Origin of the sequence: Sphaerotilus sp. (assembly GCF_031429695.1) — a bacterium.
Taxonomy (GTDB): domain Bacteria; phylum Pseudomonadota; class Gammaproteobacteria; order Burkholderiales; family Burkholderiaceae_C; genus Sphaerotilus.
In genome coordinates, this window is record NZ_JANPAB010000086.1 from 35,010 (window position 1) to 59,810 (window position 24,801).

A 24,801-nucleotide genomic window follows, 5' to 3' on the forward strand; every position below is an offset into this window, starting at 1 on the left:
CCCGATGAACACCCCGCCCTCCCCTCTCCTGCTGATCCACCAGGCCGACCTGATCGCCACCTTCGACGACACCCGCCGCGAGCTGCGCGGCGCGAGCCTGCTCATCCGTGGCGAGCAGATCGCGGCGGTCTACGCGGCGGGCGAAGTGCCGGCGCAGATCCTCGACGAGGTGCGCGCCCACGGCGAGGTGATCGACGCGCGGGGCCACGTCGTCACGCCGGGGCTGGTGAACACGCACCACCACATGTACCAGTCGCTGACCCGCGCCGTCCCCGCCGCGCAGAACGCCGAGCTGTTCGGCTGGCTGAAGACGCTCTACCCGATCTGGGCTGGGCTGACGCCGGAGATGGTGCAGGTCTCGACCCAGGTGGCGATGGCCGAGCTGCTGCTGTCGGGCTGCACGACGAGTTCGGACCACCTCTACATCTACCCGAACGGCGTCACGCTCGACCACCAGATCGAGGCGGCACAGCAGGTCGGCATGCGCTTCCACGCCGCGCGGGGCAGCATGAGCGTGGGCGAGTCGGCGGGCGGGTTGCCGCCGGACCACCTCGTCGAGCGCGAGGAGGCGATCCTGGCCGACACGCAGCGGCTGATCGAGACCTACAACGACAACGGCCGCTACAGCCGGCTGCGCGTGGTGGCGGCGCCGTGTTCGCCGTTCTCGGTCAGCCGGGAGCTGATGCGCGACTCGGCGGCGCTGGCCCGCAGCCTCGGCGCGCGGATGCACACCCACCTGGCCGAGAACGACCACGACCTCGCCTACAGCCAGTTCAAGTTCGGCATGACGCCCACGGAGTACGCCGAGAGCGTGGGCTGGCTGGGCGACGACGTGTGGCACGCGCACTGCGTCAAGCTCGACGCGCACGGCCTGGCCCGCTTCGCCGCGACCGGCACGGGGGTCGCGCACTGCCCTTGCAGCAACATGCGGCTGGCCTCGGGCATCGCGCCGATCCGGCGGATGCTGAACGCGGGCGTGCCGGTTGGCCTCGGCGTGGACGGCAGCGCGAGCAACGACGCGGCGCACCTGTTGAACGAGGCGCGGCAGGCGCTGCTGCTGGCGCGGGTCGGGCGGGCGATGCAGCCGCCGGAGATGGACGCGGGCGGCGTGCTGCGCTACGGCTGCGACCTCGGGCCGGCGGAGATGACGGCGCGGGATGCGCTGGAGATCGCCACGCGGGGCGGCGCGAAGGTGCTCGGCCGGGATGACATCGGGCACCTGTCGGTGGGGATGGCGGCCGATCTGGTGCTGTGGCCCACGGGCGGGCTGGCGATGGCCGGCGGCGCGGTGCATGACCCGCTGGCGGCGCTGTTGCTGTGCGCGAGTCCGTCGGTGGCGTGGAACATCGTCGGGGGGCGGGTGCTGGTGCGTGAGGGGGCGTTGACGACGGTGGATCTGGGGCCGCTGGTGGAGCGGCATGATCGGTTGGCGGTGGGGTTGGTCGCGGGGTGACGAGCGTAGACCTGAAATGACAGATTCGGTATGCTGGATGACATTGCAGCGGCGTATCAGGTTACACGTGTAATGTAGGGTTTCAGGCTATTTATACGGAGGGAGAACCATGAAAAAGCCAGAAAAACTCAACGACAACAGGGACTTGCGATGCTTTGCTAGCGAGTTGATACGCAGCAGCAAGGCGTGACGTCGATATTAACTTAGGCGCCACCAATCATCCCCACATTGGAGTTCACATGAAAACGGGAAAGTATTCTGTGGTTATCGGAAATGTTCCGCCTACTTCAAACATCGGCGAAGGCTCCGTAGTGATAGGCGCCACCGATTCAAACGGCAATACGATTCTGAACACGCATATGGCAGTCGGCTATGGCGCGAAGGCAGGCCCGGGCTCCATTGCAATTGGCGCGTTCGCAGGATCTGGCCTTCCTGAATTCTCCTTTCCACCGCAGCTACAACCCGAGATGGAAGACATTATTCAGTTGGTTGTTCGCAGCGAGAATCAGGCACTTGTAGATGCTCTTGCAAACGTCGCCGCTGAACTACGTCCGCAAAGTCCTGATAGAGGTGTCGTCCTTGCTGCCTGGGAAGGTGTGAAGTCGCTTGCCACTGTAGATGGTGCCTATAATCTCCTATCTCGTGCTTCGACCGCATTGCTTGCCTATTTGGCGCAGAGTGGTGCCTAACTCGAACGTTACCTGCAAATACCTGGAAAACATATGACCACCCGCCTCGGAAAATGCCTCTGCGGCGCCGTCCGCTTCCGCCTCTCGGCTGAACCAGTTGCGACCAGAATCTGCTGGTGCCGCGACTGTCAGCATCTGGCGGCGAACGGCACGGTCAATATCCTGGTGCCGACCGCAGCCCTCGACATCGACGGCCCGACCAGCGAATACACCAGCACCGCCGACAGCGGCAACACCATGCGGCGCCGGTTCTGCCCGACCTGCGGCTCGTCGCTGTTCGCCAACTCGTCCGCACGCCCGCAATTCACCGTCGTGCGCGTGGGCGCGCTGGACGATCCCTCGTCCGTCAAGCCGACGATGAACATCTGGACCAGCAGCGCGCCGACGTGGGCCTGTCTCGATCCGACGCTGGAGCAGGTGGAGCGGCAACCCGTGCCGCCGCCGACCGTCAGCCCGAACTGACCGCAAGAACCAGGCTGGACAGCAAACTCGGCCCAGGCTCTTCGCGGCGGCGCGGCACTTCCGGCATGTCGGGCACAGTGCCACCCAGCGCCGCCAGCCGCTTGGCCGCCTGCACCCGCACGAAGGTCTTGACGGCCTCCCGGAAGAGATCGGCCTTGTCCATGCTTGGGTCGGCCATTTCGAGGGCCTGTTCGTACAGCGCATCGTCCAGGTTGACGGTGGTTCTCATGGGCGCCTCACTTCACCCCATGCGCTCATAGGACACGAAGGCCAGCGTCCGGCTGTCCGGCGCCCAGGAGTTGACGTTGAGCGTGCCCTGGCCGCCGAACAGCTTCACCAGCGTCCGCGAGATCCCGCCGCTGGCCGGCACCAGGCGCAGCTCCACCCACTTGTCGGGCGGGTGGTCGCCGGGGGCCACGTCGTCCTTGCCGTAGGCGACATAGGCCACCCATTGCCCGTCCGGCGAGACGTGCGGGAACCAGCCGTTGGCGTCCTCCTGCACCATGTGGGTCGGGTGGGCGCCGTCCGCGTCCATGCGCCAGAGTTGCATCAGGCCGCTGCGGGTGGAGTTGAACCAGATCGAGCGGCCGTCGGGCGAATACTCGGGGCCATCGTCCAGGCCAGGGGTGTCCGTCAGGCGGGTTTCCGGGCCACCGTGGACGCCGATGGTGTAGATGTCGTACTGCCCGCCCCGCTCGGCGCAATACGCCAGACGCTGCCCATCGGGCGACCAGCCGTGCAGGTAGCTCGGCCCTTGTTCGGTCACCAGCACGGGCGTCCCGCCACTCAACGGCAGGACGTAGATGCGCGAGGCGGCGTCCTCGTTGGTGAAATGGCTGATCGCCAGTTGCGTGTTGTCGGGCGAGAGGACGTGGTCGTTGTTGCAGTCCATGGCGAAGCCGGTGTCGATGCGCGTGACCTCGCCCGTCGCCAGTTCGAAGGCGTACATGCCGCCCTGGCTGTTGTAGACGAGACGGCGACCATCGCGGGTCCAGTTCGGCGCCTCGATCACCTCATCGAATTCCTTCAGCACGGTGCGGACGCCGGTGTAGATGTCGAGGGTTTCGAGGAGGCTGCTGGCGTCATGCCGCGTGACCAGTTTGCGGAGGGCTTCGATGTCCATGTGCAGGTTGTCCTTGTGTTCAGAGTCTGACGTGCCGTTCTGTCATGCCGCCGATGCGTGACGACAGCTTGCGTGCGGCCAAGCCCAATGCGTCTGTCACCTCGGGAATCGACTTCCGCTGGAGCTGGTCGATCCGCTCGGCATAGGGCACGGTCAGGGCGGCCACGGCACGCCCCTGGGCATCCAGCACCGGAAAACTCACGGCGTACAGACCGCGCACTTGCACGCTGGGGATCGATTCATACCCGGCGGTGCGGATCGACGCAAGCGTGCTCTCGATCTGCGGGTCGGCCTGTTCGGGACGGCGCTGCAGCGATTCCTCGATGCGCAGCTTGAGGGTTTCCTCGTCCTGAAAGGCCAGCAGCACCCGGCCCGATGCCGAGATGATCACATCCAGCTCCGCCCCCGCCCGCACCGCGAACCCCATGCCGCTGGGCGTGTCCACCTTGCACAGCACCACCTGCTTGCCTTGCCCGTAGACCGTGAGGTGGCAGGACTGGTCGAGTTCGCTGGCCAGGCGCTGCATGATCGGCGTCGCCTCGAACAGCAGCCGGTGCGTCGGCGGATGGATGTGCGACAGCTCGAACAGCTTGGTCGTGACGCCGTAGGTGTTCTCGTCCACCAGGGTCACGTAGTCGCGGTTCACCAGACAGGCCACCATGCGGTAGATCTCGCCGACGCTGCGGCCGAGGCGCTGCGCGATGTCCTTCTGCGACAGCGGCTGCTCGCTGCGGCAAAGCGCCTCCAGGATGTCCAGGCCCTTTTCGAGTGCCGGTGCCGCATACGAGCGCGCCTCGGCTTCGGCGGCCGTGCCTGTGGTGTCCTTGGCGTCGTCCTTCATCCCTGCTCCATCTGCTGTCCATCGGGTGGCTGCCATTGTCCTGCACGCTGCGCGATGGGCCACCCGCCGCCGCCTCAACCGCTGCGCGGCTCCTGCGCGGCAGAGGAGGCCAGCAGGGCCTCGATCGCCTCGGCGCCATAGCCCAGCTCCGCCAGCAGCGCCCGCGTGTCGGCCCCGCGTGGCTGGGCCGTGGCGCGCCGCGGCAGGTGGGCGTCATCCACACGGATCGAGGAGCGGATCGCTGCGGTGCGGCCCTCCGTCGGGTGCTGCTCGTGGTCGATCAGGCCGACGGCGACGAGGTGCGGGTCGTGGGGCAGGGTGTCGAGGGTGTGGCAGGGCTGTGCCGCGAGGTCGGCCGCCTGCAGGAGGGCGAGCCACTGCGCGGTGGTGCGGCCCGTCAGCGCGGCGCCCCGGACCTCGAACCACTCGCCCACATGCCGCGCCCGCGCCGCCACGCTGGTGAAGCGCGGGTCGTCCAGCAGGTGCGCCCGGTCGGTGGCGACGAGGAAAGCGCGCACCTGCGGGTCGGTGTTGACCGTGAACGAGATCCAGCCGTCCGCCGTCTTGACCGGCTTGTTGTGCGGGCTGAGCAGGCGCAGGTCGCCGGGCGGGCCGACGGGCGGGTCGAAGCTGTGCTGCGCGAGGTGCTCCTGCAGCACGAAGGCGGCCATGGTCTCGAACATCGGCACCTCGATGCTGCAGCCGGTGCCGCTGGTGCGGCGCTCGACCAGTGCGGCGAGGATGGCGCCGGCGGCGATCTCGCCCGCAACGTGGTCGCAGATCAGCAGCGGCACATACGCCGGCGCTCCGTCGCGCGCCTGCATCAGCCCGGCGATGCCCGAGACGCCCTGCACGACGCTGTCGTAGGTGGGCAGGCCGGCATACGGGCCGTCGGTGCCGTAGCCGGTGATCAGGCAGTGGACCTTCTCGGGATGCTTCGCCCGCACGGTGGCCGCGTCCAGTCCCAGCCGCGCCAGCGCCTGCGGACGCATGTTGGCCACGACCACATCGGCCGATTCGACCAGCCGCGCCACGGCCTCGCGGGCACCGGGCTGCTTCAGATCGAGGCAGAGGTTGCGCTTGCCGCGGTTGAAGTGCAGGTAGGTGCCCGAGTGCTGGCCGGTGGGCGACAGGCCACCCAGACCGCGCATCAGGTCGCCCTCGGGACTCTCGACCTTGATGACCTCGGCGCCGTACTGGCCCAGCCGCCAGGTACAGACCGGGCCGACCACGACGCTGGTCAGGTCCAGGACGCGCACGCCCTTGAGGGGTTCGAAGCCCATCAGACCGCCTCCTTCACGTCCTCGTCCTCGTCCTCGTCCACCTCCATCTCGACCGCCAGACGGTTCTGCTCGTCGAAGGCCCTGAGTTGCCAGCGTCCGCCTGCCGGGTCGGCCGTCAGCACGACCGGGCGGTTGCAGTAGAGCGGCGCGAGATGCCGCACCGCCAGCGCCGCCGGGGTGACGCCCAGATCCCGCCGCAGGAACTCGGTGAGCAGCAGCGTACACAGGCCGCCGTTGACCACCAGATCGGGGAACCCCTCGACCGTGCGGGCGTGGTCGCGGTCGAGGTGGATGCGGTGCGAGTTGAAGCCGAGCGCCGAGTACTGGAACAGCAGCGTCTCGTCGGGCACGACGGTCTTGCAATGTGCGGACTGCGGGGCCGCGGCGGGCGCGGCTTCAGCGGCACCGGCACCGGGTGGCCGAGGCGGCAGCAGCAGGTAGGTCTGGGTCTCGACCAGTGCCGGCTCGGACGACGCGGCCAGCCGCAGCGTGTGCGCGATCTTGACCACTGCCATCGGCCCGGACGCCGTGGTCTTGCGCACGAGGCTCTGGATGCCGCTGGAGCGCACCACCGAGGCGCCGACCGGGATGTCCTGGTGAAACGCGACCGTCCGGCTGCCCAGCATCAGGCGCGGCAGCCCGAGGTCCGGCATCGGCACGCCCAGCCCCGGAAAGCCGTCGCCGCGCAGCGCCGAGCGCCGCGTGTCGGCCCCCAGCAGCACGAACTGCCAGCCGCGGGGCAGTGCCTGACCCGCCGCCACCTCTTCGGGGTCGAGGTCCAGCATCGCCGCGACCCGGCGCACGGTGGACAGGCTGCAGGTTTCTTCCCGCTGCACGGCGGCGGCTTCGCCCGTGTCAGGCATGGATCGGGCATTCATCAGGGTCTGCGGCATGGATGAAACATCCTGTTCTTCGATGAAAAGCATTGGGCCGTCATCCGCCATAAAAGTCCATTTTTGCGGCTTAGGTGTTTTTACCAATGATTTGAAGTCTTCATAGGTGAATCATTGGTTCATGTGCCAACGGTTGGGCAACCCACCTCCACCTCCCCCTCCACACCCACGCAGGACCGCCATGAACTTCAAGTTCCACCACATGAACCTCTGCACGGACAACCTGCCGCGCCTGACCCAGTTCTACAAGACGCTGTTCGACCTGGGGACCATCCAGGACCAGGAGCACACCGTGGTGAGTGGTGTGCGCGAGGACCGGGCCTACACCGGCAATGTCGATTTCCTGACCGACGGTGACATCGAGTTCCACTGGGCCGAACGCGACCTGGACACCGGTTTCAAGATGAAGCAGTTCGTCAACCCGATGGGCCACGGGCATTTCTGCTTCCGCACGGACGACATCAAGGGCTTCATGCGCCGCTGCGACGCCCTGGGCATCCGCTATTCGGACTACGGCTGCTGGGCCATCCCGGGCTGGCACCAGGTCTTCCTGCATGACCCCGATGGCCATGTGATCGAGATCCACCAGCCCGGCGTGTTCGACCACCGGTAAGCGCCGCCGCCCCTGCCGTACCCATGCCCACAGAGCTACAGAACAACGGAGACAAGCCATGACATCCCATTCCCTCTTCCCACCACAGCCACAGCCGCGGCTGGCCGGCGTGCCCTTCCTGCTGCTGCCCCTGCTGCTCGCGGCCTGCGGCGGTGGCAGCGATGACACCAGCACGACCACCAGCAACGCCGAGAAGGTCGCCTGCGAAAGCCTCGCCGGCACGACGCTGGCGGGCGGCAAGGTGCTGACGGCCGCGGCCATCCCGGCCGGCGACTACACGCCCCCCGGCCAGCCCGGCCCCGTGACCGGCCTGCCCGCGTTCTGCCGTGTCACGGCGCTGATGCAACCGTCCACCGATTCCAGCGTCAACGTCGAGGTCTGGATGCCGCGCCAGAACTGGAACGGCCGCTTCCTGGGCACCGGCAACGGTGGCGGCGGGGGCAGCATCGCCTACATCACCGGCATGGCGGAAGGCTTGAAGCGCGGCTTCGCGTCCGCCAACACCGACCTGGGCACCGCGCCGGACCCGAACCTGGCCATCGACCACCCCGAACGCTGGCGCGATTTCGGCTACCGCGCCAACCACGAGATGACCGTCACCGGCAAGGCGCTGGCCACGGCCTACTACAAGGCCGCGCCGCGCACGTCGTACTTCCAGGGCTGCTCCACCGGCGGCCAGCAGGCGCTGTCGATCGCCCAGCGTTACCCCGACGACTACCACGGCATCGTCGCAGGTGCCCCGGCCAACAACCGCACGCACCTGCACACGATGTTCATCCACAACCTGAAGGCCCTCACCGCCCCCGGCGCGGCGCTCTCGCAGGCCAAGCTCAACATGGTCACGGCCAAGGTGCTGGCGGCCTGCGTGGGCAAGGACGGCGGCGCCCCGACCGACACCTTCCTCACCGACCCGCGCCGCTGCAGCTTCGACCCCGAGACGCTGCCCAAGTGCGCCGGCACCGACAGCGACACCTGCCTGACCGTGCCCCAGTTGACCGCGCTGAAAGCCACCTGGAACGGCCCGGTCAACCCGCGCACCGGCGAGCGCATCTTCTCCGGCCTGCCGGTCGGCTCGGAAAGCGCCGTGCTCGGTCTGGGCTTCCAGGGCGACACCACCTCCTGGCCCGCCCAGCAGTTCTACATGTTCAAGTGGGCGCTGGGTTCTGCCTGGAACTACGCCACCTTCGACATGGACCGCGACATGGACACGGCGGACGCCCGTCTGGCGTCGATCATGAACGCCAACGACACCGACCTGTCGCGCTTCAAGGCCAACGGCGGCAAGCTGGCGATGTTCACCGGCACGGCCGACCCGGGTGTGCCGTATGCCAGCGCGATCGACTACTACGAGCGCACGGTGCAGGCCCAAGGGGGTGACCTCGCCGCCACGCAGAACTTCTTCCGCTACTTCCTCGTGCCGGGCATGGGCCACTGCAGCAGCATCACCGGCGGGCCGGGCGTGGGCGACTTCGGGCAGTCGTACTCCCAGTACGTCCCCAAGGACGCCGACCACGACATCCTGCTGAAGATGGTGGACTGGGTGGAGAACAAGACCGCGCCCGACAGCGTGATCGCCACCCGCTACGCCGACGCCACCGGCACCACCGTGGCGATGGAACGCCCGATCTGCGCCTACCCCAAGGTGCCGACCTACCAGAGCGGGGACGCCACCAAGGCCAGCAGCTTCAAGTGCGTGGACGCGCCCCGCAACGGTGTCCAGGCGCCGGCTGCGCGTTACCTGAACTGAGCTGCGCCGAGCCGAGCCACCCTCCGCCATCCACACCGATTCAGGAAACCCTGACCATGAACACCACCCGCTCCACCCCCGCGCGCCGCGCCGTCCTCCAGCAACTGGGGGGACTGGCCGCCGCCGCCCTCGTCCCTGGCGTCGCGCTGGCCCAGGGCAACAAGTTCAACCTCAAGATCGCGATTTCCCTGCCCGAGAGCCACCCGACCAGCGCCGCACTGAAGGCCGCCTGCGCCGAGATCCTCAAGGAATCGGGCGGCCGGCTGACGATCGATGTCTACCCCAACGGCCAGCTCGGCAGCGACACCGACACCGTCTCGCAGGTGCGCTCCGGCGCGATCGACTTCGTCTGCACCGCCAACCAGATCTGGGGCAACCTGGTCCCGGTCATTTCGATCAACACGCTGGCCTTCGCCTTCCCCGACTACGCCACGGTCTGGAAGGCGATGGACGGCGAGCTGGGCGCGCACATCCGCAGCCAGTTCGACAAGATCGGGGTCGTGCCGGTCGGCAAGGCATTCGACCACGGCTTCCGCCAGATCACGCACGCCTCCAGGCCGATCACCTCGCCCAAGGACATGGAGGGCATGAAGATCCGCGTGCCGGCCAGCCCGAACTCGACCTCGCTGTTCAAGGGCCTGGGCGCCTCGCCGACCACGGTGCCGATCGGCGAGCTGTACACCGCCTTGCAGACCAAGGTCGTCGATGGGCAGGAAAACGCGCTGCCGACCATCGACGCCACCAAGCTCTACGAGGTGCAGAAGTACTGCTCGTACACCTCGCACATGTGGGACTGCTTCACGCTGGTGGGCAACAAGCGCAACTGGGCGGCGCTGCCGGACGACCTGCGTGCCCTGACCGCCCGCGTGTTCGACGCCCACGCCCTCAAGCAGCGCGCCGCGCACGAAGTGCTGAACGCCTCGCTGGAGGCCAAGCTCAAGGGCGCAGGCATGCAGTTCAACCCCGTGGACGGCAAGCCCTTCCGCGACACGCTGCAGAAGGCCGGTTACTACACCGACTGGCAGAAGAAGTTCGGCCCGGAAGCCTGGGCGCTGCTGGAAAAGTACAGCGGCAAGCTGGCCTGACCATGCACACCTCCCACGCACCGGGCCAAGGGCCATCGGACCCGTCTCTCGCAACGACCCCTTGGCAACGCGGCGTCGCGGCGGCGGATCGCCTGCTGGGGTGGCTCACGGAGGTGCCGGCCGCGCTCCTCGTGCTGCTGGAAATCCTGGTGCTGCTGGCAGGGGTCGTGAGCCGCTACGCCTTGCACCGGCCGCTGACCTGGTCGGACGAGCTGGCGGCGATGATGTTCCTGTGGCTGGCGATGCTGGGGGCCGTGATCGCCTTGCGCCGCTCCGCGCACATGCGGATGACGGCGCTGGTGGACCTGGCCTCACCCGAAACGCGGGCCTTCCTGGACCTGCTCGCCACCGTGGCCGCCGGGACGTTCCTGCTGCTGATCGGCCACGGGGCCTTCGAGTTCGCCATCGAGGAGGCCATCGTCACGACCCCTTCGCTTGAAATCTCGAATGCGTGGCGCGCGGCGGCGCTGCCGTGCGGCATCGTGCTGATGGGCCTGTCGGCGCTGCTGAAACTCGCCGAAGTCACCGACTGGCGGCGCCTGCTCGCGGCGCTGGCCGTGGCGGCGACGGCGGTGGCGGTGCTGTGGGCGATGCGTCCGCTGTTCCAGTCACTGGGCAATGTCAACCTGCTCATCTTCTTCGTCTTCATCGTCGCGGCGCTGGTGCTGAGCGGGGTGCCGATCGCCTTCTCCTTCGGGCTGGCCACCTTCGGCTACATCGCGCTGGCCACCTCCAAGCCGACCATCGTCATCGTCGGCCGCATGGACGAGGGCATGGCGCACCTGGTGCTGCTGGCGGTGCCGCTGTTCGTGTTCCTGGGCGTGGTGCTGGAGCTGTCCGGCATGGCCAAGGCGATGGTGCGCTTCCTGGCCTCGCTGCTGGGCCATGTGCGCGGCGGCTTGTCGTATGTGCTGGTCGGGGGCATGTACCTCGTGTCCGGCATCTCCGGCTCCAAGGCGGCCGACATGGCCGCGCTCGCCCCGGTGCTCTTCCCCGAGATGCGCAAGCGCGGGATGCCCGAGGGCGAGATGGTGGCGCTGCTCGCGGCGACTGGTGCGCAAACCGAGACCATCCCGCCCAGCATCGTGCTGATCACCATCGGCTCGGTCACGGGCATCTCCATCGCGGCGCTGTTCGCTGGCGGGTTGGTGCCGGCGCTGGTGCTGGCGGTGCTGCTGTGCTTCGTCGTCTGGTGGCGCAACCGCAAGGTCGCGCTGACCGGCATGGTGCGCGCCAGTGGGGGCGAGATCGGGCACGCGCTGCTGGTCGCGCTGCCGGCGCTGGCCTTGCCCTTCATCATCCGGGCCGCCGTGGTGGAAGGGATCGCCACCGCCACCGAGGTCTCGACCATCGGCATCGCCTACGCGATCCTGGCGGGCGCCCTGCTGTATCGACAACTGGACTGGCGCAAGCTGTGGCCGGCGCTGGTGGACACCGCGGCCTTGTCGGGCGCGATCCTGCTCATCATCGGCACGGCCACCGGCATGGCCTGGGCGCTGACCCAATCGGGCTTCTCGCGCCAGTTGGCCGAGGCCATGACGCAGTTGCCCGGGGGCACGCCCGGTTTCCTGGCCGTGTCGATCCTGGCGTTCGTGGTCCTGGGCAGCGTGCTGGAGGGCATCCCGGCCATCGTGGTCTTCGGGCCGCTGCTGTTCCCGATCGCCAAGCAGTTCGGCGTCCACGATGTCCATTACTCGATGGTGGTGGTGCTGGCGATGGGCATCGGCTTGTTCGCGCCGCCGTTCGGCGTGGGCTACTACGCCGCCTGCGCCATCAGCCGCGTCAGCCCGAGCGTGGGGATGCGGCCCATCCTGGGCTACCTGCTGGCGTTGCTGGTCGGCACCGTGGTGGTGGCGGCCGTGCCGGCCCTGTCGATCGGTTTCGCCAAGTAGCCGCCGCCATGACCACCCTGTTCCTCACCGGCGCGACGGGCTACATCGGCGGCTCCGTCGCCCTGCGGCTGGCCGAAGCCGGGCACCGGGTGCGCGGCCTCGTGCGCAGCGCCGAGGCGGCGGCGTTCCTCGACGCCCGAGGCATGGAACCCGTGCTGGGCAGCCTCGACGACACCGCGCTGCTGACCCGCGAGGCTCGGTGCTCGGACGGCGTGGTCCACACCGCCAGCGCCGACCACACAGCGAGCGTCCACGCGCTCATCGCCGGACTGGCCGGGTCGTCCAAACCGCTGATCCACACCAGCGGCGCCAGCGTCGTCGGTGACGATGCCCGCGGCCAGCCCTCGTTCGGCCCCGTCTTCGACGAGGACACACCGTTCGCCGTGGACCCGCGCAAGCAGGCCCGCCGCGACATCGACCTTTGCGTGCTCGCGGCGGCAACGCAGGGGGTGCGCAGCGCCGTGATCTGCCCCAGCCTCGTCTACGGCGTCGGCCACGGATTCAAGCGCAACAGCGTGCAGATCCCTTTTCTCGTGGCGAATGCCCGTGCGCAGGGCGAGGTCCAGATCGTCGGCCAGGGGCTGAACGTGTGGTCGAACGTGCATCTCGACGACCTCGTGGCGCTGTACCTGCTCGTGCTCGACCAGGCGCCACCCGGTGCCTTCTATTTCGCGGAGAACGGCGAAGCGTCGTTCGGCGACCTCGGCGCGGCCATTGCCACGCGGCTCGGGCTGCCCGGCGTGGTCTCGCTGGACCCGGTCGTGGCCGCCGAGCGTTGGGGCGTGCCGCGGGCGTGCTTCTCGCTGGGCAGCAACAGCCGCGTCCGGGCCGTGCGGGCGCGCCGCGAGCTGGGCTGGGCGCCGCGCCACCGCGCCGTGACCGACTGGGTGCGCGACGAGATGCCCGTCGAGTCACCACCGTCTTCCCCTACCTGAAAGTGAAAGAGATTCCCATGTTGCTCAAGGACAAGGTTTGCCTGATCGCCGGGGCGGCGTCGCCGCGCAGCATCGGCTACGCCACGGCGGCGCTGTTCGCCGAACACGGTGCCAAGGTCATCCTCCTCGACCTGCTCATGAACGAGCAGGTGGTGAGCGGCTTCCGGGCCGAGGTGGAAAACCGCCTGCAGCGCCCGGTGTCGGCGCACGGCCTGCGCTGCGACATCAGCCAGGCCGACGACTGCGAGCAGGCCGTGCGCCAGGTGGTCGAACTGCACGGCACCCTCGATTGCCTCGTCAACTCCGCCGGCATCGTCCAGTCCCAGCCGCTGCTCGACATCACCGCCGCGGACCTGGACCGCATGCTGGACATCAACCTCAAGGGCGCGTTTTTCCTCTGCCAGAGCGTGCTGCGGGTGTTCCGCGAACGCCGCTCGGGCACCATCGTCAACGTGGCGTCGCTCGCCGCGCAGCGTGGCGGCGGGCTGGTCGGTGGCCCGCACTACGCGGCGTCCAAGGGCGGCATGCTCAGCCTGACCCGCAGCATCGCCCGCGAGTTCGGGCCGCTGGGCATTCGGGCCAACGCGATCTGCCCGGCCATGATCGACACGCCGATGCTCGATGGGCTGAACGCTGAACGGCTGCAGGGCATCGTGGACGCCATCCCCCTGAAGCGCACCGGCACCACGCGGGAAGCGGCGGGCGCGTGCCTGTTCCTGGCGTCCGAGCTGTCCGGCTTCGTCACGGGTGCCACCCTGGATGTCAACGGTGGCACGCACATCCACTGACGCGCTGGAGATCGCTGCCCCCACCGCGCCACCGCCAACCGTCCGGGTCAGACCGGGTCAGACCGGGTACTGCTGCACCGACGGCTCCAGCGTGATCCACTTCAGTTCGGTGAACTCGTCGATCACGGCGCGGCCGTCGAAGCGGCCGTAGCCGCTGTTCTTCATGCCGCCATACGGTGCCTGCGCCTCGTTCTGCACAGTCGCGCCGTTGACGTGGACCGAGCCGCAGTCGATCTGCAGCGCCGCGCCCAGCGCACGGGTCACGTCGCGACCGAAGACGCCTGCCGACAGGCCGTAGGCGGTGTCGTTGGCAGCGGCCACGGCGGCTTCGACACCCTTGACGCGCACGACGGTGGTGATCGGGCCGAAGGTCTCCTCGTCGAAGATCTTCATGCCGGGCTTGACGTGGTCCACGATCGTGGCCGGCATGACCGCGCCATCCGCGTGACCACCGCAGGCCAGCGTGGCGCCCTGGGCCAGCGCGTCGTCGATCAGCGCGTTCAGGCGCGGGCCGGACTCCTTCGTCACCATCGGGCCGATCACGCAGGCGGCGTTCTTGGTCGGGTCTCCTGCCGGCAGCTCATTGGCGCGCGCAGCGAACTTGGCCACGAACTCGTCGGCGATGGACTCGTCCACCACGATGCGCTCGGTGGACATGCAGATCTGGCCTTGGTAGAGGAAGGAGCCGAACACGGCCGCCTTGACCGCCTCGTCCACGTTGGCGTCGTCCAGCACCACCAGCGGCGACTTGCCCCCCAGCTCCAGCAGGCAACGCTTGAGCTGGTGGGCCGCCTTCACGGCGATGATGCGGCCGACGCGGGTCGAGCCGGTGAAGTTGATGCGGCGCACCGCCTTGTGGGCGATCAGCGTGTCGATGACTTCGGGCGCGTCCTTCGGGGCGTTGGTCAGCATGTTCAGCACGCCCGGCGGGAAGCCAGCCTCGACCAGCGCCTCGGCCACGAGCTGGTGGGTGCGCGGGCTGGCCTCGGAGGCGCGGAACACCACCGTGTTGCCGCAGACGATCGGGTAGGCGATGGCGCGGGCGGCCAGCACCACCGGCCCGTTCCACGGCACGATGCTCAGGATCACGCCGACCGGCTGGCGCACCGTCATCGACAGCGCACCGGGCTTGTCGGTGGGGATGGTCTCGCCCTGGATCTGCGTGGCCAGCGAGGCGGCTTCGCGGAACACGTTCGCGGCCAGGTAGACGTTGAAACCCGCCCACAGCGGCGAGGCGCCGACTTCCTCGCCCATCGCCTGGATGAAGGCGGGCGTGCGGGCGTCGAGCGCGTCGGCGGCCTTCAGCAGCAGGCGGCGGCGCTCGGACGGGGGCGAGTGGCGCCACGCCAGGAACGCCGTCTGGGCCGAATCGACCGCCGCGACGGCATCTTCGACCGAGCCGGCCGCTGCGCGGGTGACGACTTCGCCGCTGACGGGGTGGCGGCGCTCGAAGGTGGCGCCATCGGAGGCGGCGCGGAGTTCGTTGTTGACGAGCAGTTGGGAGTCCATGGGGTGTTCCAGGTGGGGGGTGGAAAGGCGGAAGGGGTTCAGGCGGTGAGGATCTCGGCCATGCGCTCGCCGATCAGGGCGCAGCTCGCCATCGTGGCCACCGAGGCGATGCGCGGCATGATCGAGCTGTCGGCGATGCGCAGGTTCTGCACGCCGTTGACGCGCAGCTTGGCGTCCACGACCGCTTTGCTGTCCTTGCCCATGCGGCAGGTGCCGGCCTGGTGGAAGTAGGTCGTGGCGCCGTCGCGCACGAAGTCCTCCATGTCCTTGCCGGTGAGCTTCTTGCCCGGGGCGACCTCGCGCTTGACGAAATCGCGCATCGCGGCGGAGTTGCCGATCTCGCGGGCGACCTCGATGCCGTAGGCCAGCGCCTTCACGTCGTCCGGGTGGCTGAGGAAGCGGGCATCGACGATGGGGCGGTCGGCCGGGTTGGCGGACCTCAGGCGCAGCTCGCCGCGGCTCTTCGGCGCGACCAAGCCCGAGCACAAGGCCCAGCTCGTGTTCGGCGGGGCGTAACGCTGGCCCACCACGTCGCTGGCGTAGGGGATCTCGATCTGAACCAGGTTGACATCCGGCGACGCCAGCCCCGCCTGGCTCTTGAGGAAGCCCGACGCATTGGCCGCGCTGTTGCGGTGCGGCATGTGCTCCTTGGGTTCCCACAGGCAACCGCCGTGCAGCAGGTGGTCCTGGAAGTTCTGGCCGACTTCGGGGGCGTTCACCAGGGTCTTGATGCCGTGGCTGCGCAGCTGGGCCTCGTCGCCGATGCCGCTGAGCATCAGCAGCTTCGGGGTGTTGATGCCACCGGCGCTCAGGATCACCTCGGTCTTGGCTTCGATGCGGCGCGGACCCGCCGACCCGCCCAGCTCGACCCCCGTCACCTTGGTGCCGGAGAAGGTCAGGCGATCGACCTGGGTGTTGACCAGCAGCGTCACGTTCTTGCGGCCCAGCACCGGGTAGAGGTAGGACCGCGCCATGCTCTGGCGGCGGCCGTCGCGGATGATCTGGTTCATCAGCGCGAAGCCGCCGGCGCCCTCTTCCCGCGCACCGTTCAGGTCATCGAGGATCGGCATGCCCAGGCTCTTGCAGGCGGCCAGCATCGCGGGCGCCAGCGGGTGCGGGTTGGCGGCGGGCTGGCACCACACCGGGCCACCCTGGCCACGGTAGCGGGCGTCCGGCTTGCCCTGCCAGTTTTCCATGCGGCGGTAGATCGACAGGCCGTGCTCGTTGCCCCAGGATGTGTCTGCGCTCTCGGCTGCCCAGGACTCCAGGTCGTTCTTGAACGGAGGCGCCCAGATGGTGGCGTTGATGCTGCTGCCGCCGCCGACGACGCGGCCCATGTGCTCGGGAATCGCGCGGTTGTTGGTGCCGGCGGACGGGATGGCCACGTCCTTCCAGTCGCGGTCGGTGCCGAGGTTGGTGAACCAGACGCTGGGGTCTTGCACCGAGGGGGCGGTGTCCCAGTCGCCGGCTTCCAGCACGAGGATGCTGGCGTCGGGGCGGGCCACGGCAAGGCGGCCGACCAGCGCCGAGCCTGCGCTGCCCGTGCCGACCACGATGTAGTCGTAGGCGGCTTGCAGGTTCTTGGCGCGTTCGGTCTGGTTGGCGCGGACGGCGTCGAGTTCGTCGGCGAGGGCGTGCAGGCTGCTGCCCGCGAGTCCGGCGGCGGTGGCGGCACGGATGAAGCCACGGCGGCTGATGCGGCCGGCCATCAGGGCGTGTTCGAGTCGGTCCAGGTGGTCCTGGTTCTGGCGCGTGAACATGGGAGCGTCTCCGTTCGTCTAGGTGGCGAACGGTAGAGGCGCAGGGGGTGCCGCCAGAACTTCGGGAAAACGTGGGGTGGGCGGTGTTCCGTTTGAGAACACGGCCGGGCCGATGCGGTCGATCAACCCCGCAGGCGGCGGTAGATCAGCCCGCGTGACACGCCGAGCTGCTTGGCGGCGTCCGACACGTTGCCACCACACGCCTGGAGCGTCGTGCGGATGAGGTCGAGGTCCGATTCGCGCAGGCGCTTGGCCGCACGCGGATCGGCGACAGGCTCCTCCATGGGTTCGGCAGTCGGTTCGGGGACGACCGGCGGTTCCGGCGCTGCAGCGGGCAGGCTCACCCCGGCCACCAGCCCGCGCCGCCCGTCTGGCGCCCGCATCTCGGCGCGTGCCCACACCTGCAGCCCATTGGGCAAGGCCAGCGGCGCAGCCCCCGCCGCCGGCAAGGCCACCAGTTGTTCCCACGGCAAACCGAACGACGGCTCCAGCCACCGCTCCGCCTGGGCGGCGGGATGGGCACGTCCCCCGAGCAGGCTGCGGGCGACGCCGTTTTCCCACGCGATCCGCCCACCCACGTCGATCCCGATCAGCCCCACCATCGCCGAGTCGAGCAGGTCATGCGCGACCTGGAAGCGCACCACCAGGTGCTCGGTGGATTGCGCCACGAGCAGCCGGTTCTCGATCGCCCCGGCATACAGACCGGCCACCGCCGCCGCATCGAAGGCAAACGGGATGCGCTCGCTGGAGAGGTCGAGCACCCCGGCCAACTGCCCCCGGATGTCGCGGATCGGCGCGGCGGCGCAGTGCATCTCCTTCACGCTGTCAAAGAAGTGCTCGCCGCCCTGGACGCACACGGGCTTGCCGGTGCGGGCGACCACGCCGGGGGCGGTGGTGCCCACCGCATCTTCGGAGAGGTTGACGCCCAGCCGCGTCGCCACCGGCATCAGCTCCTCGTGCGAGCGCCCCACGCAGGTCGAGCCGATGAGCACCCCCGTGGCGTCGGTCAGCATCGCCGTGCAGTTCGACGTGCTGAGCATCGCCTCCAGCCGAGGCACTTCGTCCAGCCATGCCTGGCGCAAGGGGCGGTTCTTCATCAGGGCCAACTGGGTCCGGCTGGCGGTCACGGGCTGGAAGGTGGCGCGTTCGTTCGGGTTGCCATGCAGCCGCAGGCAGCGCGCCCACGACTCGAACACCGCTTCGCTGACCACGCCGGTCGGCGCTTGTCCGCCCTCGAAGAAGCGTTCACGCGCCAGCGCGATGCGGTCGGGACGCGACTGCAGCAGGGACAGGTTCGACAGGTGGTGCATGGCGCCGATCGTCGTGCGTCTGCCCGCGCGCGCCTATGGGCTGGGGCGAATGTGGTGCATCACCCGGCGTGATGTGGCTCCGACGGCGCCAGCTCGGTGGCCTGGTCCTCGCCGAACAGCTCGAACACCAGCCCGCGCAACCACTGGTGGATCGGCGAGCGATGCACCTTGGCATGCCAGAACACGTTGATCGCCACCGCAGGCAGGTCGATCGGGTGCGGCTGGTGCGTCAGCCCGAACGGTTCGGCCAGGCTCTCGGCCAGCCGCTCGGTCACGGTCGCCACCATGTCCGTGCGCCGCAGGATGTGGCCCACGCTGACGAAGTGCGGCACCGTCAGCCGCACGGTGCGCTCCACCCCGGCGCGCCGGATCAGCTCATCGACCTTGCCGTGCCCCGTGCCGGCCGACACGATGACCAGGTGCTCGGCGGCCTTGAATTCGGCGAGGGACAGCGACCGTCCGGGCTGGTCCAGCGGGTGGTGCTGGCGAAACAGGCACACATACCGCTGGCGGAACAGGCAACGCTGGAAGAAACCCGCCTTGAGCTGCGGCAGCGGCCCGATCGCCAGATCCACCTTGCCGGCTTCCATGTCGTCGCGCAGGGTCGTCGCCGTGGTGCGGACCGTGCCGAGCGACACCCCCGGCGCCACCTCGCGCAGCCGCTCCAGCAGGCGCGGCAGGAACACGATCTCGCCGATGTCGGTCATGCCGATCGTCACCGACCGCTGCACGCTGGCGGGATCGAAGCGGCTGTGCTGGTTCAGGCCGCTGTGGATCATGCCGAGCGCATAGCCGATGGTTTCGCCGAGCTGCTCGGCAAACGGGGTCGGCATCATGCCCGCCGGGGTCCGCACGAACAGGTCGTCGCCGAACTGCCGCCGCAGCTTGGCCAGCGTGTTGCTCACCGCCGGCTGCGTCAGGCCCAGGTTCTCGGCCACCTTGGACACGCGCCGCTCGACCATCAATTGCTGGAACACCACCAACTGGTTGAGGTCGATGTCCGTCAGTTCCATGGAGACTCCATCACGCTCAGTGATACACAACATTCACCTGATTCTATTGGCTGATTCGCACGAAGCAGGAATGATCCACACACCCCACCGAACCTGCCATGGACATCCTCGTTCAACCCCTCAACCGCGTCATCCGGGTCCGCCCCGGCGCCAACCTGCTCCAGGCCTTGCAGGAGGCGCAGGTGCCGATGTCCTACTCCTGCATGGCAGGCCGCTGCGGCACCTGCCGCTGTCGCGTGCTGGAAGGCGAGGTGCTGCACGACGGCGGCCCGCAGCAGCCCCCGCTCGCCGGTGACGCAGGCTACGTGCTCGCTTGCCAGACCTACCTCACCGAGCCTTGCACGATCGAGATTCCGGAACCCGACGAGGTCGTGGTGCATCCGGCGCGCATCGTCAAGGGCACCGTCACCGCCATTGAGGCACTGACACACGACATCCGCCGGCTGGTGATCCGGCCGGCCAAACCCATCGAGTTTTCGCCCGGCCAGTACGTGCAACTGCAGTTCACGCCTAGCCACATCCGTCCGTACTCGATGGCCGGACTGAGCGGCGACGAGGTGTTCGAGTTCCACGTCCGTGTTGTCCCCGATGGGCGCGTGACCGGCTACATCGCCAACGACCTGAAGGTCGGGGACGCCGTGCGGGTCAGCGGGCCGCTTGGCTCGGCCTATCTGCGCCGCCAGCACGAAGGCCCGATGCTCTGCGTCGCGGGCGGCACGGGGCTGGCGCCGATCCTGTCGATCCTGCGTGGCGCGGTCGCGCAGGGCATGCCCAACCCGATCCACCTGTACTTCGGTGTGCGCTCGCCGCGCGACGTGTACGGCCTGGCCGAACTCGACGCCCTGCAGCGCGAGCACCCGGCCCTGAACGTGCAGGTCGTCGTGGCCTCGGGCGGCGATCCGGCGATCCACCGTTGCGGCCTCGTCACCGACGCCATCGAACAGGACCACGGCATGCTCGACGGCTGGCGCGCCTACCTGTGCGGCTCGCCGCCGATGGTCGAGGCGGCCACGGTGGTGGTGCGCCACAAGGGCATTGCCGCGGCGCACATCTATGCCGATGCGTTCTACAGTCAAACCACCTGAGTGAGGAGACAACACCATGCCATCCATGCGCGACCCCTCGACGATCTTCCCCACCGAACCCACCTGGGAAGGCGACGGCACCCACCGCATCCCCTTCCTCGCCTACACCGACGAAGAGATCTACAAGCGCGAGCTGGAGCGCTTCTTCTACAAGTCCCACTGGTGCTACGTCGGCCTCGAAGCCGAAGTGCCGAACGCGGGCGACTTCAAGCGCACGGTCATTGGCGAGCGTTCGGTGATCATGGCCCGCGACCCGGACGGCACGGTCAGCGTGATCGAGAACGTCTGCGCCCACCGCGGCATGCGCTTCTGCCGCGAGCGCCACGGCAACCGCAAGGAATTCGTCTGCCCGTACCACCAGTGGAGCTACACGCTCAAGGGTGACCTGCAGGGCGTGCCCTTCCGCCGCGGCGTCAAGCAGGATGGCAAGGTGCAGGGCGGCATGCCGGCGGACTTCAAGACCAGCGACCACAACCTGACCAAGCTGAAGGTCGCCGTGCGCGGCGGCGTGGTCTTCGCGTCCTTCGACCACGAGGTCGAGTCGCTGGAGGACTACCTCGGCCCGGCCATCCTGGGTTACTTTGACCGGCTCTTCAACGGCCGCAAGCTGAAGATCCTCGGCTACAACCGCCAGCGCATCCCCGGCAACTGGAAGCTGATGCAGGAGAACATCAAGGATCCGTACCACCCCGGCCTGCTGCACACCTGGTTCGTCACCTTCGGGCTCTGGCGCGCCGACAACAAGTCGCAGTTGCGCATGGACGACCGCCACCGCCACGCCGCGATGATCTCCACCCGCGGCACCGCGGACAAGTCCGCCGACGCGGCGCAGGTGACACAGGTGTCGAGCTTCAAGGCCACCATGCAGCTCCACGACCCGAGCTTCCTCGACATCGTGCCCGAGCCGTGGTGGAACGGCCCGACCGCGGTGATGACGACGATCTTCCCGAGTGTCATCCTGCAGCAGCAGGTCAACAGCGTCTCGACACGCCACATCCAGCCCGACGGCCACGGCAGCTTCGATTTCGTCTGGACCCACTTCGGCTTCGAGGACGACACCGAGGAGATGACCCAGCGCCGCCTGCGGCAAGCCAACCTGTTCGGTCCGGCGGGGTTCGTCTCGGCCGACGACGGCGAGGTGATCGAGTTCTCGCAGCAGGCGTTCGAGAGCAAGCCCTTCCACCGCGCCGTGGCCGAACTCGGCGGGCGCACGGTGGAGGACACCGAGCACATGGTCACGGAGACCCTGATCCGCGGCATGTACCGCTACTGGCGCGAAGTGATGGAGGCTTGAGCCATGATGACGATGACGACCCCGACGACGACCCCGATGACGTTCGATGACTGGTTCGCCCTGACCCAGCTCTACGCCGACTACGCCAGCGCCGTCGATTCCGGGAAGTGGGATCTCTGGCCCGAGTTCTTCACCGACGACTGCGTGTACCGCCTGCAGCCCCGCGAGAACCACGAGCGCGGCTTCCCCCTGGCCACGCTGGCGTTCACGAGCAAGGGCATGCTCAAGGACCGCGTCTACGGCATCCAGGAAACGCTGTTCCACGACCCGTACTACCAGCGGCATGTCGTGGGCACGCCCTTGGTCCGCGAAGTCGGCGACGGACGCTGGCGCTGCGAGGCGAACTACGCGGTGTTCCGCACCAAGCTGTCCGAGGTCTCGACCGTGTTCAACGTCGGCCGCTACCTCGATGTCGTGGTCCGCACGCCCGAGGGGCTGAAGTTCGCCTCACGGGAGTGCATCTACGACTCCGAGATGATCCCGAATTCGATCATCTACCCGATCTGAACCGATCCCTGAACCAATCCGAACCGAGGTATCCATGAGCACCACCAACTGGGTTGATGCCCTGTCCGCCGCCGACCTGCCCGAAGACGACGTGATGGGCGTGGCGGTCGCAGGGCGCGACATCGCGGTCTACACCGTCGGCGATGCGGTCTACGCCACCGACAACCTCTGCACCCACGGCCACGCCCGCCTGTGCGACGGCTTTCTGGACGGCCACGAGATCGAATGCCCGCTGCACCAGGGCAAGTTCGACGTGCGCGACGGCCGCCCGACCTGCGCGCCCGTCACGGAGGCGGTGCGCAGCTATCCGGTGAAGGTCGAAGGCGGGCGGGTGTTCCTGCAACTCGGTTGAAAGCCACGCCCCCGCTCACTTCGGCGCGCTGGCCGCAGCCGCCCACCCGTTCACCGACCCCACATACCCCCACAGCAGCTCCACCTGCCCCGGCTTGAGCACGGCGCCCCAAGCCGGCATCGCCCGCAGCCCCTCGTTCACCGACCGCACGAACCGCGCCTTGTCGTGCTGCGGAAAGGTGCGCAGGTCGAAGCCGATGCTGTTGGAGACGAGGTTGATGCCGTGGCACCGCTGGCAGGACATGACGTAGAGGCGCCGCCCGGCCTCGGTCGGGTCAGGCGCCGCCTCCTGCGCCTGCACCGACCCGGACAAGGCGCCCCACAGCGCCAGTGCGAAGACGCCTGTCTTCATCGTTTCGGCAGCGCGAAGGTCCACACCGACCCACCCGCCGGCACATTGGCCGTGTCCGGGTCGCCCGCCAGTGCGCCGTAGACGTGGGCCGAGCCGCTGAGCACGGTGATGTACTCGCGCCCGCCCTTCTCCCACGCGATCGGCAGGCCGGAGATGCCCGAGCCGGTCTGGAACGACCACAACTGCTGGCCCGACTTCGAGTCGAACGCCAGGAACTGCCCGTTCTGTGCCCCCGTGAACACCAGCCCGGAAGCGGTCGAGAGCACGCCCGCCCAGAACGGCGACTTGTTCAGCACCGTCCACACCGGCTTGGCTGCCACCGGATCCCAGGCCACCAGCGCACCCCGATTCCCGTCCGCAGGGCTGACGAAGCCACCCAGTTCCAGACCGAGGTACCAGTTCGGGCCACCCGGGCGCTCCTGCTTGGTGTAGCGGACCTTCATCCCCACGTCGATCGTGTTCATGAACACCAGCCCGCGCCCCGGATCGAAGCTCATCGGCATCCAGTTCTTGCCGCCGAAGGCGCTCGGCCAGACCTCGACGTGGTCCTTCATCTCCTCGGACTTGCGGATGGTGGCCGTCATCGGCGTGTCGATCGGTCGGCCGGTCTTCATGTCGATGCCGGTGGCCCAGTTGACGGTGCGCGCGAACTGCGTGGCCGACAGCAGCTTGCCGGACTGGCGGTCGATCACGTAGAAGAAGCCGTTGCGGTTGGCCTGCATCAGCACCTTGGTCTTCTTGCCCGCGATGGGCAGATCGGCCAGCACCAGCTCGTTCACGCCGTCGTAGTCATACGGATCGCCGGGCGAGAACTGGTAGGTCCAGACGATCTCGCCCGTCGAAGGGCGCAGCGCCAGCACCGAGTTGATGTGCAGCGAATCGCCGCCGCGGGTCGCCGCGTTCCACGGACCACCGTTGCCCACGCCCCAGTACACGAGGTCCAGCTCCGGGTCGTAGCTGCCGGTCAGCCAGGTCGGGCCGCCACCGGTCTTCGCAGCGTCGCCCTTCCAGGTGTCGCCGCCCGGCTCGCCGGGGAGGGCAGTGGTCCAGCGGTGCCACTTCTTCGCGCCGGTCTTCAAGTCCCAGCCGTTGATGAAGCCGCGGGTGCCGTATTCGCCGCCCGAGATGCCGGTCACCAGCACGCCGCCGGCGATCAGCGGCGCGTGGGTCATTGAGTAGCCGTCCTTGTAGTCGGCGGCCTTCTGCTTCCACAGCACCTTGCCATCGGCCAGCGAGATCGCCAGCACATGGGCGTCGATCGTGGTGCGGTAGAGCACGCCGTCCAGCACCGCCATGCCGCGCGTGTGGATGCCGCAGCACAGGTAGCCGGCGATGTCGTTCGGCGGGTCCACGCCGACCTTCCACTTCTGGCGGCCGGTGATGGCATCGACCGCCACCGTGCTGTTGTGCGTGGCGACGTACATCGTGCCGTCGATCAGCAGCGGCTGGTTCGAGGCGTTGGTCGAGTTGTCCAGGCTCAGGTTCCAGACCGGCGCGAGGCTCTTGACGTTGGCCGGCGTGATCTCCTGGCTGGTCGAGTGGCGCTGCAGCCCCCAGCCCATGCCGTAGGTGCTGATATCGCCGGGCGTGGCGGCGTCGTTGCGCAGGTCGGCCAAGCTCTGGGCGCTGCTGGCGGTGGCCAAGGCGGCCACCGCGCAGGCAATGAGGCTTCGGATGGGCAGGTTCAGCATGGGGGTGTCTCCTGTTGTGCAACTCGGTGCGGATCAGTTCACGGACCACGATAGACCTAGCCCGGCAGCGCGGCCACTTCGGGATTTACCCGAGGCCCGGAGTGTTCCGCCACGGCACACCTTGC

At 68.4% G+C, this 24,801-nt stretch carries 24 protein-coding genes; 13 read left to right on the forward strand and 11 right to left on the reverse strand.

The features are described from left to right. Positions 1 to 4 precede the first annotated feature (4 nt). From RMP06_RS16830 to RMP06_RS16840, 3 genes are all read left to right on the forward strand, one after another. Positions 5 to 1,453, forward strand: a complete 1,449-nt coding sequence (locus tag RMP06_RS16830) for an 8-oxoguanine deaminase (protein WP_310462949.1) — start codon at positions 5 to 7, stop codon at positions 1,451 to 1,453. A gap of 239 nt (positions 1,454 to 1,692) precedes the next feature. Then, positions 1,693 to 2,142: a hypothetical protein gene (locus RMP06_RS16835; protein WP_310462950.1), complete on the forward strand. Its 450-nt coding sequence runs from the start codon at positions 1,693 to 1,695 to the stop codon at positions 2,140 to 2,142. A 33-nt stretch (positions 2,143 to 2,175) separates the two neighbouring features. Further along, positions 2,176 to 2,604: a GFA family protein gene (locus RMP06_RS16840; protein ID WP_310462951.1), complete on the forward strand. Its 429-nt coding sequence runs from the start codon at positions 2,176 to 2,178 to the stop codon at positions 2,602 to 2,604. On the opposite strand, the gene RMP06_RS16845 is transcribed toward RMP06_RS16840, so the two are convergent. The 5 genes from RMP06_RS16845 to RMP06_RS16865 all read right to left on the reverse strand — a co-directional run bounded on the left by RMP06_RS16845 (position 2,591) and on the right by RMP06_RS16865 (position 6,714). After that, complete coding sequence (locus tag RMP06_RS16845; protein ID WP_310462952.1) at positions 2,591 to 2,833, reverse strand: type II toxin-antitoxin system VapB family antitoxin; 243 nt, start codon at positions 2,831 to 2,833, stop codon at positions 2,591 to 2,593. The two genes, RMP06_RS16840 and RMP06_RS16845, sit on opposite strands and share 14 nt — an antisense overlap. Positions 2,834 to 2,845: 12 nt before the next feature. Further along, the gene (locus RMP06_RS16850; RefSeq protein ID WP_310462953.1) at positions 2,846 to 3,727 is read right to left on the reverse strand and encodes a TolB family protein; all 882 of its coding nucleotides are present in this window, start codon (positions 3,725 to 3,727) and stop codon (positions 2,846 to 2,848) included. A 19-nt stretch (positions 3,728 to 3,746) separates the two neighbouring features. Next, positions 3,747 to 4,568, reverse strand: a complete 822-nt coding sequence (locus RMP06_RS16855) for an IclR family transcriptional regulator (RefSeq protein ID WP_310462954.1) — start codon at positions 4,566 to 4,568, stop codon at positions 3,747 to 3,749. Between the two features lie 74 nt (positions 4,569 to 4,642). Beyond that, positions 4,643 to 5,851 (reverse strand): CaiB/BaiF CoA transferase family protein, encoded by a 1,209-nt coding sequence (locus RMP06_RS16860; RefSeq protein ID WP_310462955.1) that lies wholly within the window; start codon positions 5,849 to 5,851, stop codon positions 4,643 to 4,645. Further along, positions 5,851 to 6,714, reverse strand: coding sequence for an HTD2 family dehydratase (locus RMP06_RS16865; RefSeq protein WP_310462956.1), 864 nt, complete (start codon positions 6,712 to 6,714; stop codon positions 5,851 to 5,853). The genes RMP06_RS16860 and RMP06_RS16865 overlap by 1 nt, the downstream gene beginning before the upstream one ends. A gap of 211 nt (positions 6,715 to 6,925) precedes the next feature. Here RMP06_RS16865 and RMP06_RS16870 point away from each other — a divergent pair, with 211 nt between their 5' ends. The 6 genes from RMP06_RS16870 to RMP06_RS16895 are packed head-to-tail and all read left to right on the forward strand — an operon-like array spanning position 6,926 to position 13,804. Further along, positions 6,926 to 7,357, forward strand: coding sequence for a VOC family protein (locus RMP06_RS16870; RefSeq protein ID WP_310462957.1), 432 nt, complete (start codon positions 6,926 to 6,928; stop codon positions 7,355 to 7,357). Between the two features lie 58 nt (positions 7,358 to 7,415). Then, positions 7,416 to 9,104: a tannase/feruloyl esterase family alpha/beta hydrolase gene (locus tag RMP06_RS16875; RefSeq protein ID WP_310462958.1), complete on the forward strand. Its 1,689-nt coding sequence runs from the start codon at positions 7,416 to 7,418 to the stop codon at positions 9,102 to 9,104. 56 nt (positions 9,105 to 9,160) lie between these two features. Continuing rightward, complete coding sequence (locus RMP06_RS16880; protein ID WP_310462959.1) at positions 9,161 to 10,189, forward strand: TRAP transporter substrate-binding protein; 1,029 nt, start codon at positions 9,161 to 9,163, stop codon at positions 10,187 to 10,189. A 2-nt stretch (positions 10,190 to 10,191) separates the two neighbouring features. Next, entirely contained in the window at positions 10,192 to 12,081 is a 1,890-nt protein-coding gene (locus RMP06_RS16885; RefSeq protein WP_310462960.1) for a TRAP transporter large permease, read from the forward strand. Between the two features lie 8 nt (positions 12,082 to 12,089). Further along, positions 12,090 to 13,016, forward strand: a complete 927-nt coding sequence (locus tag RMP06_RS16890; protein ID WP_310462961.1) for an NAD-dependent epimerase/dehydratase family protein — start codon at positions 12,090 to 12,092, stop codon at positions 13,014 to 13,016. Positions 13,017 to 13,033: 17 nt separating this feature from the next. Then, complete coding sequence (locus RMP06_RS16895; RefSeq protein ID WP_310462962.1) at positions 13,034 to 13,804, forward strand: SDR family NAD(P)-dependent oxidoreductase; 771 nt, start codon at positions 13,034 to 13,036, stop codon at positions 13,802 to 13,804. Positions 13,805 to 13,861: 57 nt separating this feature from the next. Here RMP06_RS16895 and RMP06_RS16900 read toward each other — a convergent pair whose 3' ends face one another. From RMP06_RS16900 to RMP06_RS16915, 4 genes are all read right to left on the reverse strand, one after another. Then, positions 13,862 to 15,313 (reverse strand): aldehyde dehydrogenase, encoded by a 1,452-nt coding sequence (locus RMP06_RS16900; RefSeq protein WP_310462963.1) that lies wholly within the window; start codon positions 15,311 to 15,313, stop codon positions 13,862 to 13,864. A gap of 38 nt (positions 15,314 to 15,351) precedes the next feature. Continuing rightward, complete coding sequence (locus RMP06_RS16905; RefSeq protein ID WP_310462964.1) at positions 15,352 to 17,073, reverse strand: GMC family oxidoreductase; 1,722 nt, start codon at positions 17,071 to 17,073, stop codon at positions 15,352 to 15,354. A gap of 122 nt (positions 17,074 to 17,195) precedes the next feature. Then, positions 17,196 to 18,383, reverse strand: a complete 1,188-nt coding sequence (locus RMP06_RS16910; protein ID WP_310462965.1) for a GAF domain-containing protein — start codon at positions 18,381 to 18,383, stop codon at positions 17,196 to 17,198. Between the two features lie 59 nt (positions 18,384 to 18,442). Then, the gene (locus tag RMP06_RS16915) at positions 18,443 to 19,396 is read right to left on the reverse strand and encodes a LysR family transcriptional regulator (RefSeq protein WP_310462966.1); all 954 of its coding nucleotides are present in this window, start codon (positions 19,394 to 19,396) and stop codon (positions 18,443 to 18,445) included. A gap of 98 nt (positions 19,397 to 19,494) precedes the next feature. Between RMP06_RS16915 and RMP06_RS16920 the strand changes: the two genes are divergently transcribed. Genes RMP06_RS16920 through RMP06_RS16935 form a run of 4 tightly spaced genes read left to right on the forward strand, consistent with a single transcriptional unit; the run spans position 19,495 to position 22,634 of the window. After that, the gene (locus RMP06_RS16920) at positions 19,495 to 20,481 is read left to right on the forward strand and encodes a 2Fe-2S iron-sulfur cluster-binding protein (RefSeq protein ID WP_310462967.1); all 987 of its coding nucleotides are present in this window, start codon (positions 19,495 to 19,497) and stop codon (positions 20,479 to 20,481) included. A 25-nt stretch (positions 20,482 to 20,506) separates the two neighbouring features. Further along, positions 20,507 to 21,775: an aromatic ring-hydroxylating dioxygenase subunit alpha gene (locus RMP06_RS16925; RefSeq protein ID WP_310462997.1), complete on the forward strand. Its 1,269-nt coding sequence runs from the start codon at positions 20,507 to 20,509 to the stop codon at positions 21,773 to 21,775. A 36-nt stretch (positions 21,776 to 21,811) separates the two neighbouring features. Next, the gene (locus RMP06_RS16930) at positions 21,812 to 22,282 is read left to right on the forward strand and encodes an aromatic-ring-hydroxylating dioxygenase subunit beta (RefSeq protein WP_310462998.1); all 471 of its coding nucleotides are present in this window, start codon (positions 21,812 to 21,814) and stop codon (positions 22,280 to 22,282) included. Positions 22,283 to 22,316: 34 nt separating this feature from the next. Then, a complete protein-coding gene (locus RMP06_RS16935) occupies positions 22,317 to 22,634 on the forward strand; it encodes a non-heme iron oxygenase ferredoxin subunit (protein ID WP_310462968.1) in 318 nt (105 codons plus the stop codon). 15 nt (positions 22,635 to 22,649) lie between these two features. On the opposite strand, the gene RMP06_RS16940 is transcribed toward RMP06_RS16935, so the two are convergent. Together RMP06_RS16940 and RMP06_RS16945 are read right to left on the reverse strand one after the other, a co-directional pair. Then, positions 22,650 to 22,985, reverse strand: coding sequence for a c-type cytochrome (locus tag RMP06_RS16940; RefSeq protein ID WP_310462969.1), 336 nt, complete (start codon positions 22,983 to 22,985; stop codon positions 22,650 to 22,652). Beyond that, positions 22,982 to 24,676 carry a PQQ-dependent dehydrogenase, methanol/ethanol family gene (locus tag RMP06_RS16945; RefSeq protein ID WP_310462970.1) on the reverse strand — a complete coding sequence of 565 codons (1,695 nt, stop codon included), beginning with the start codon at positions 24,674 to 24,676 and terminating at the stop codon, positions 22,982 to 22,984. The genes RMP06_RS16940 and RMP06_RS16945 overlap by 4 nt, the downstream gene beginning before the upstream one ends. Positions 24,677 to 24,801: the final 125 nt, after the last annotated feature.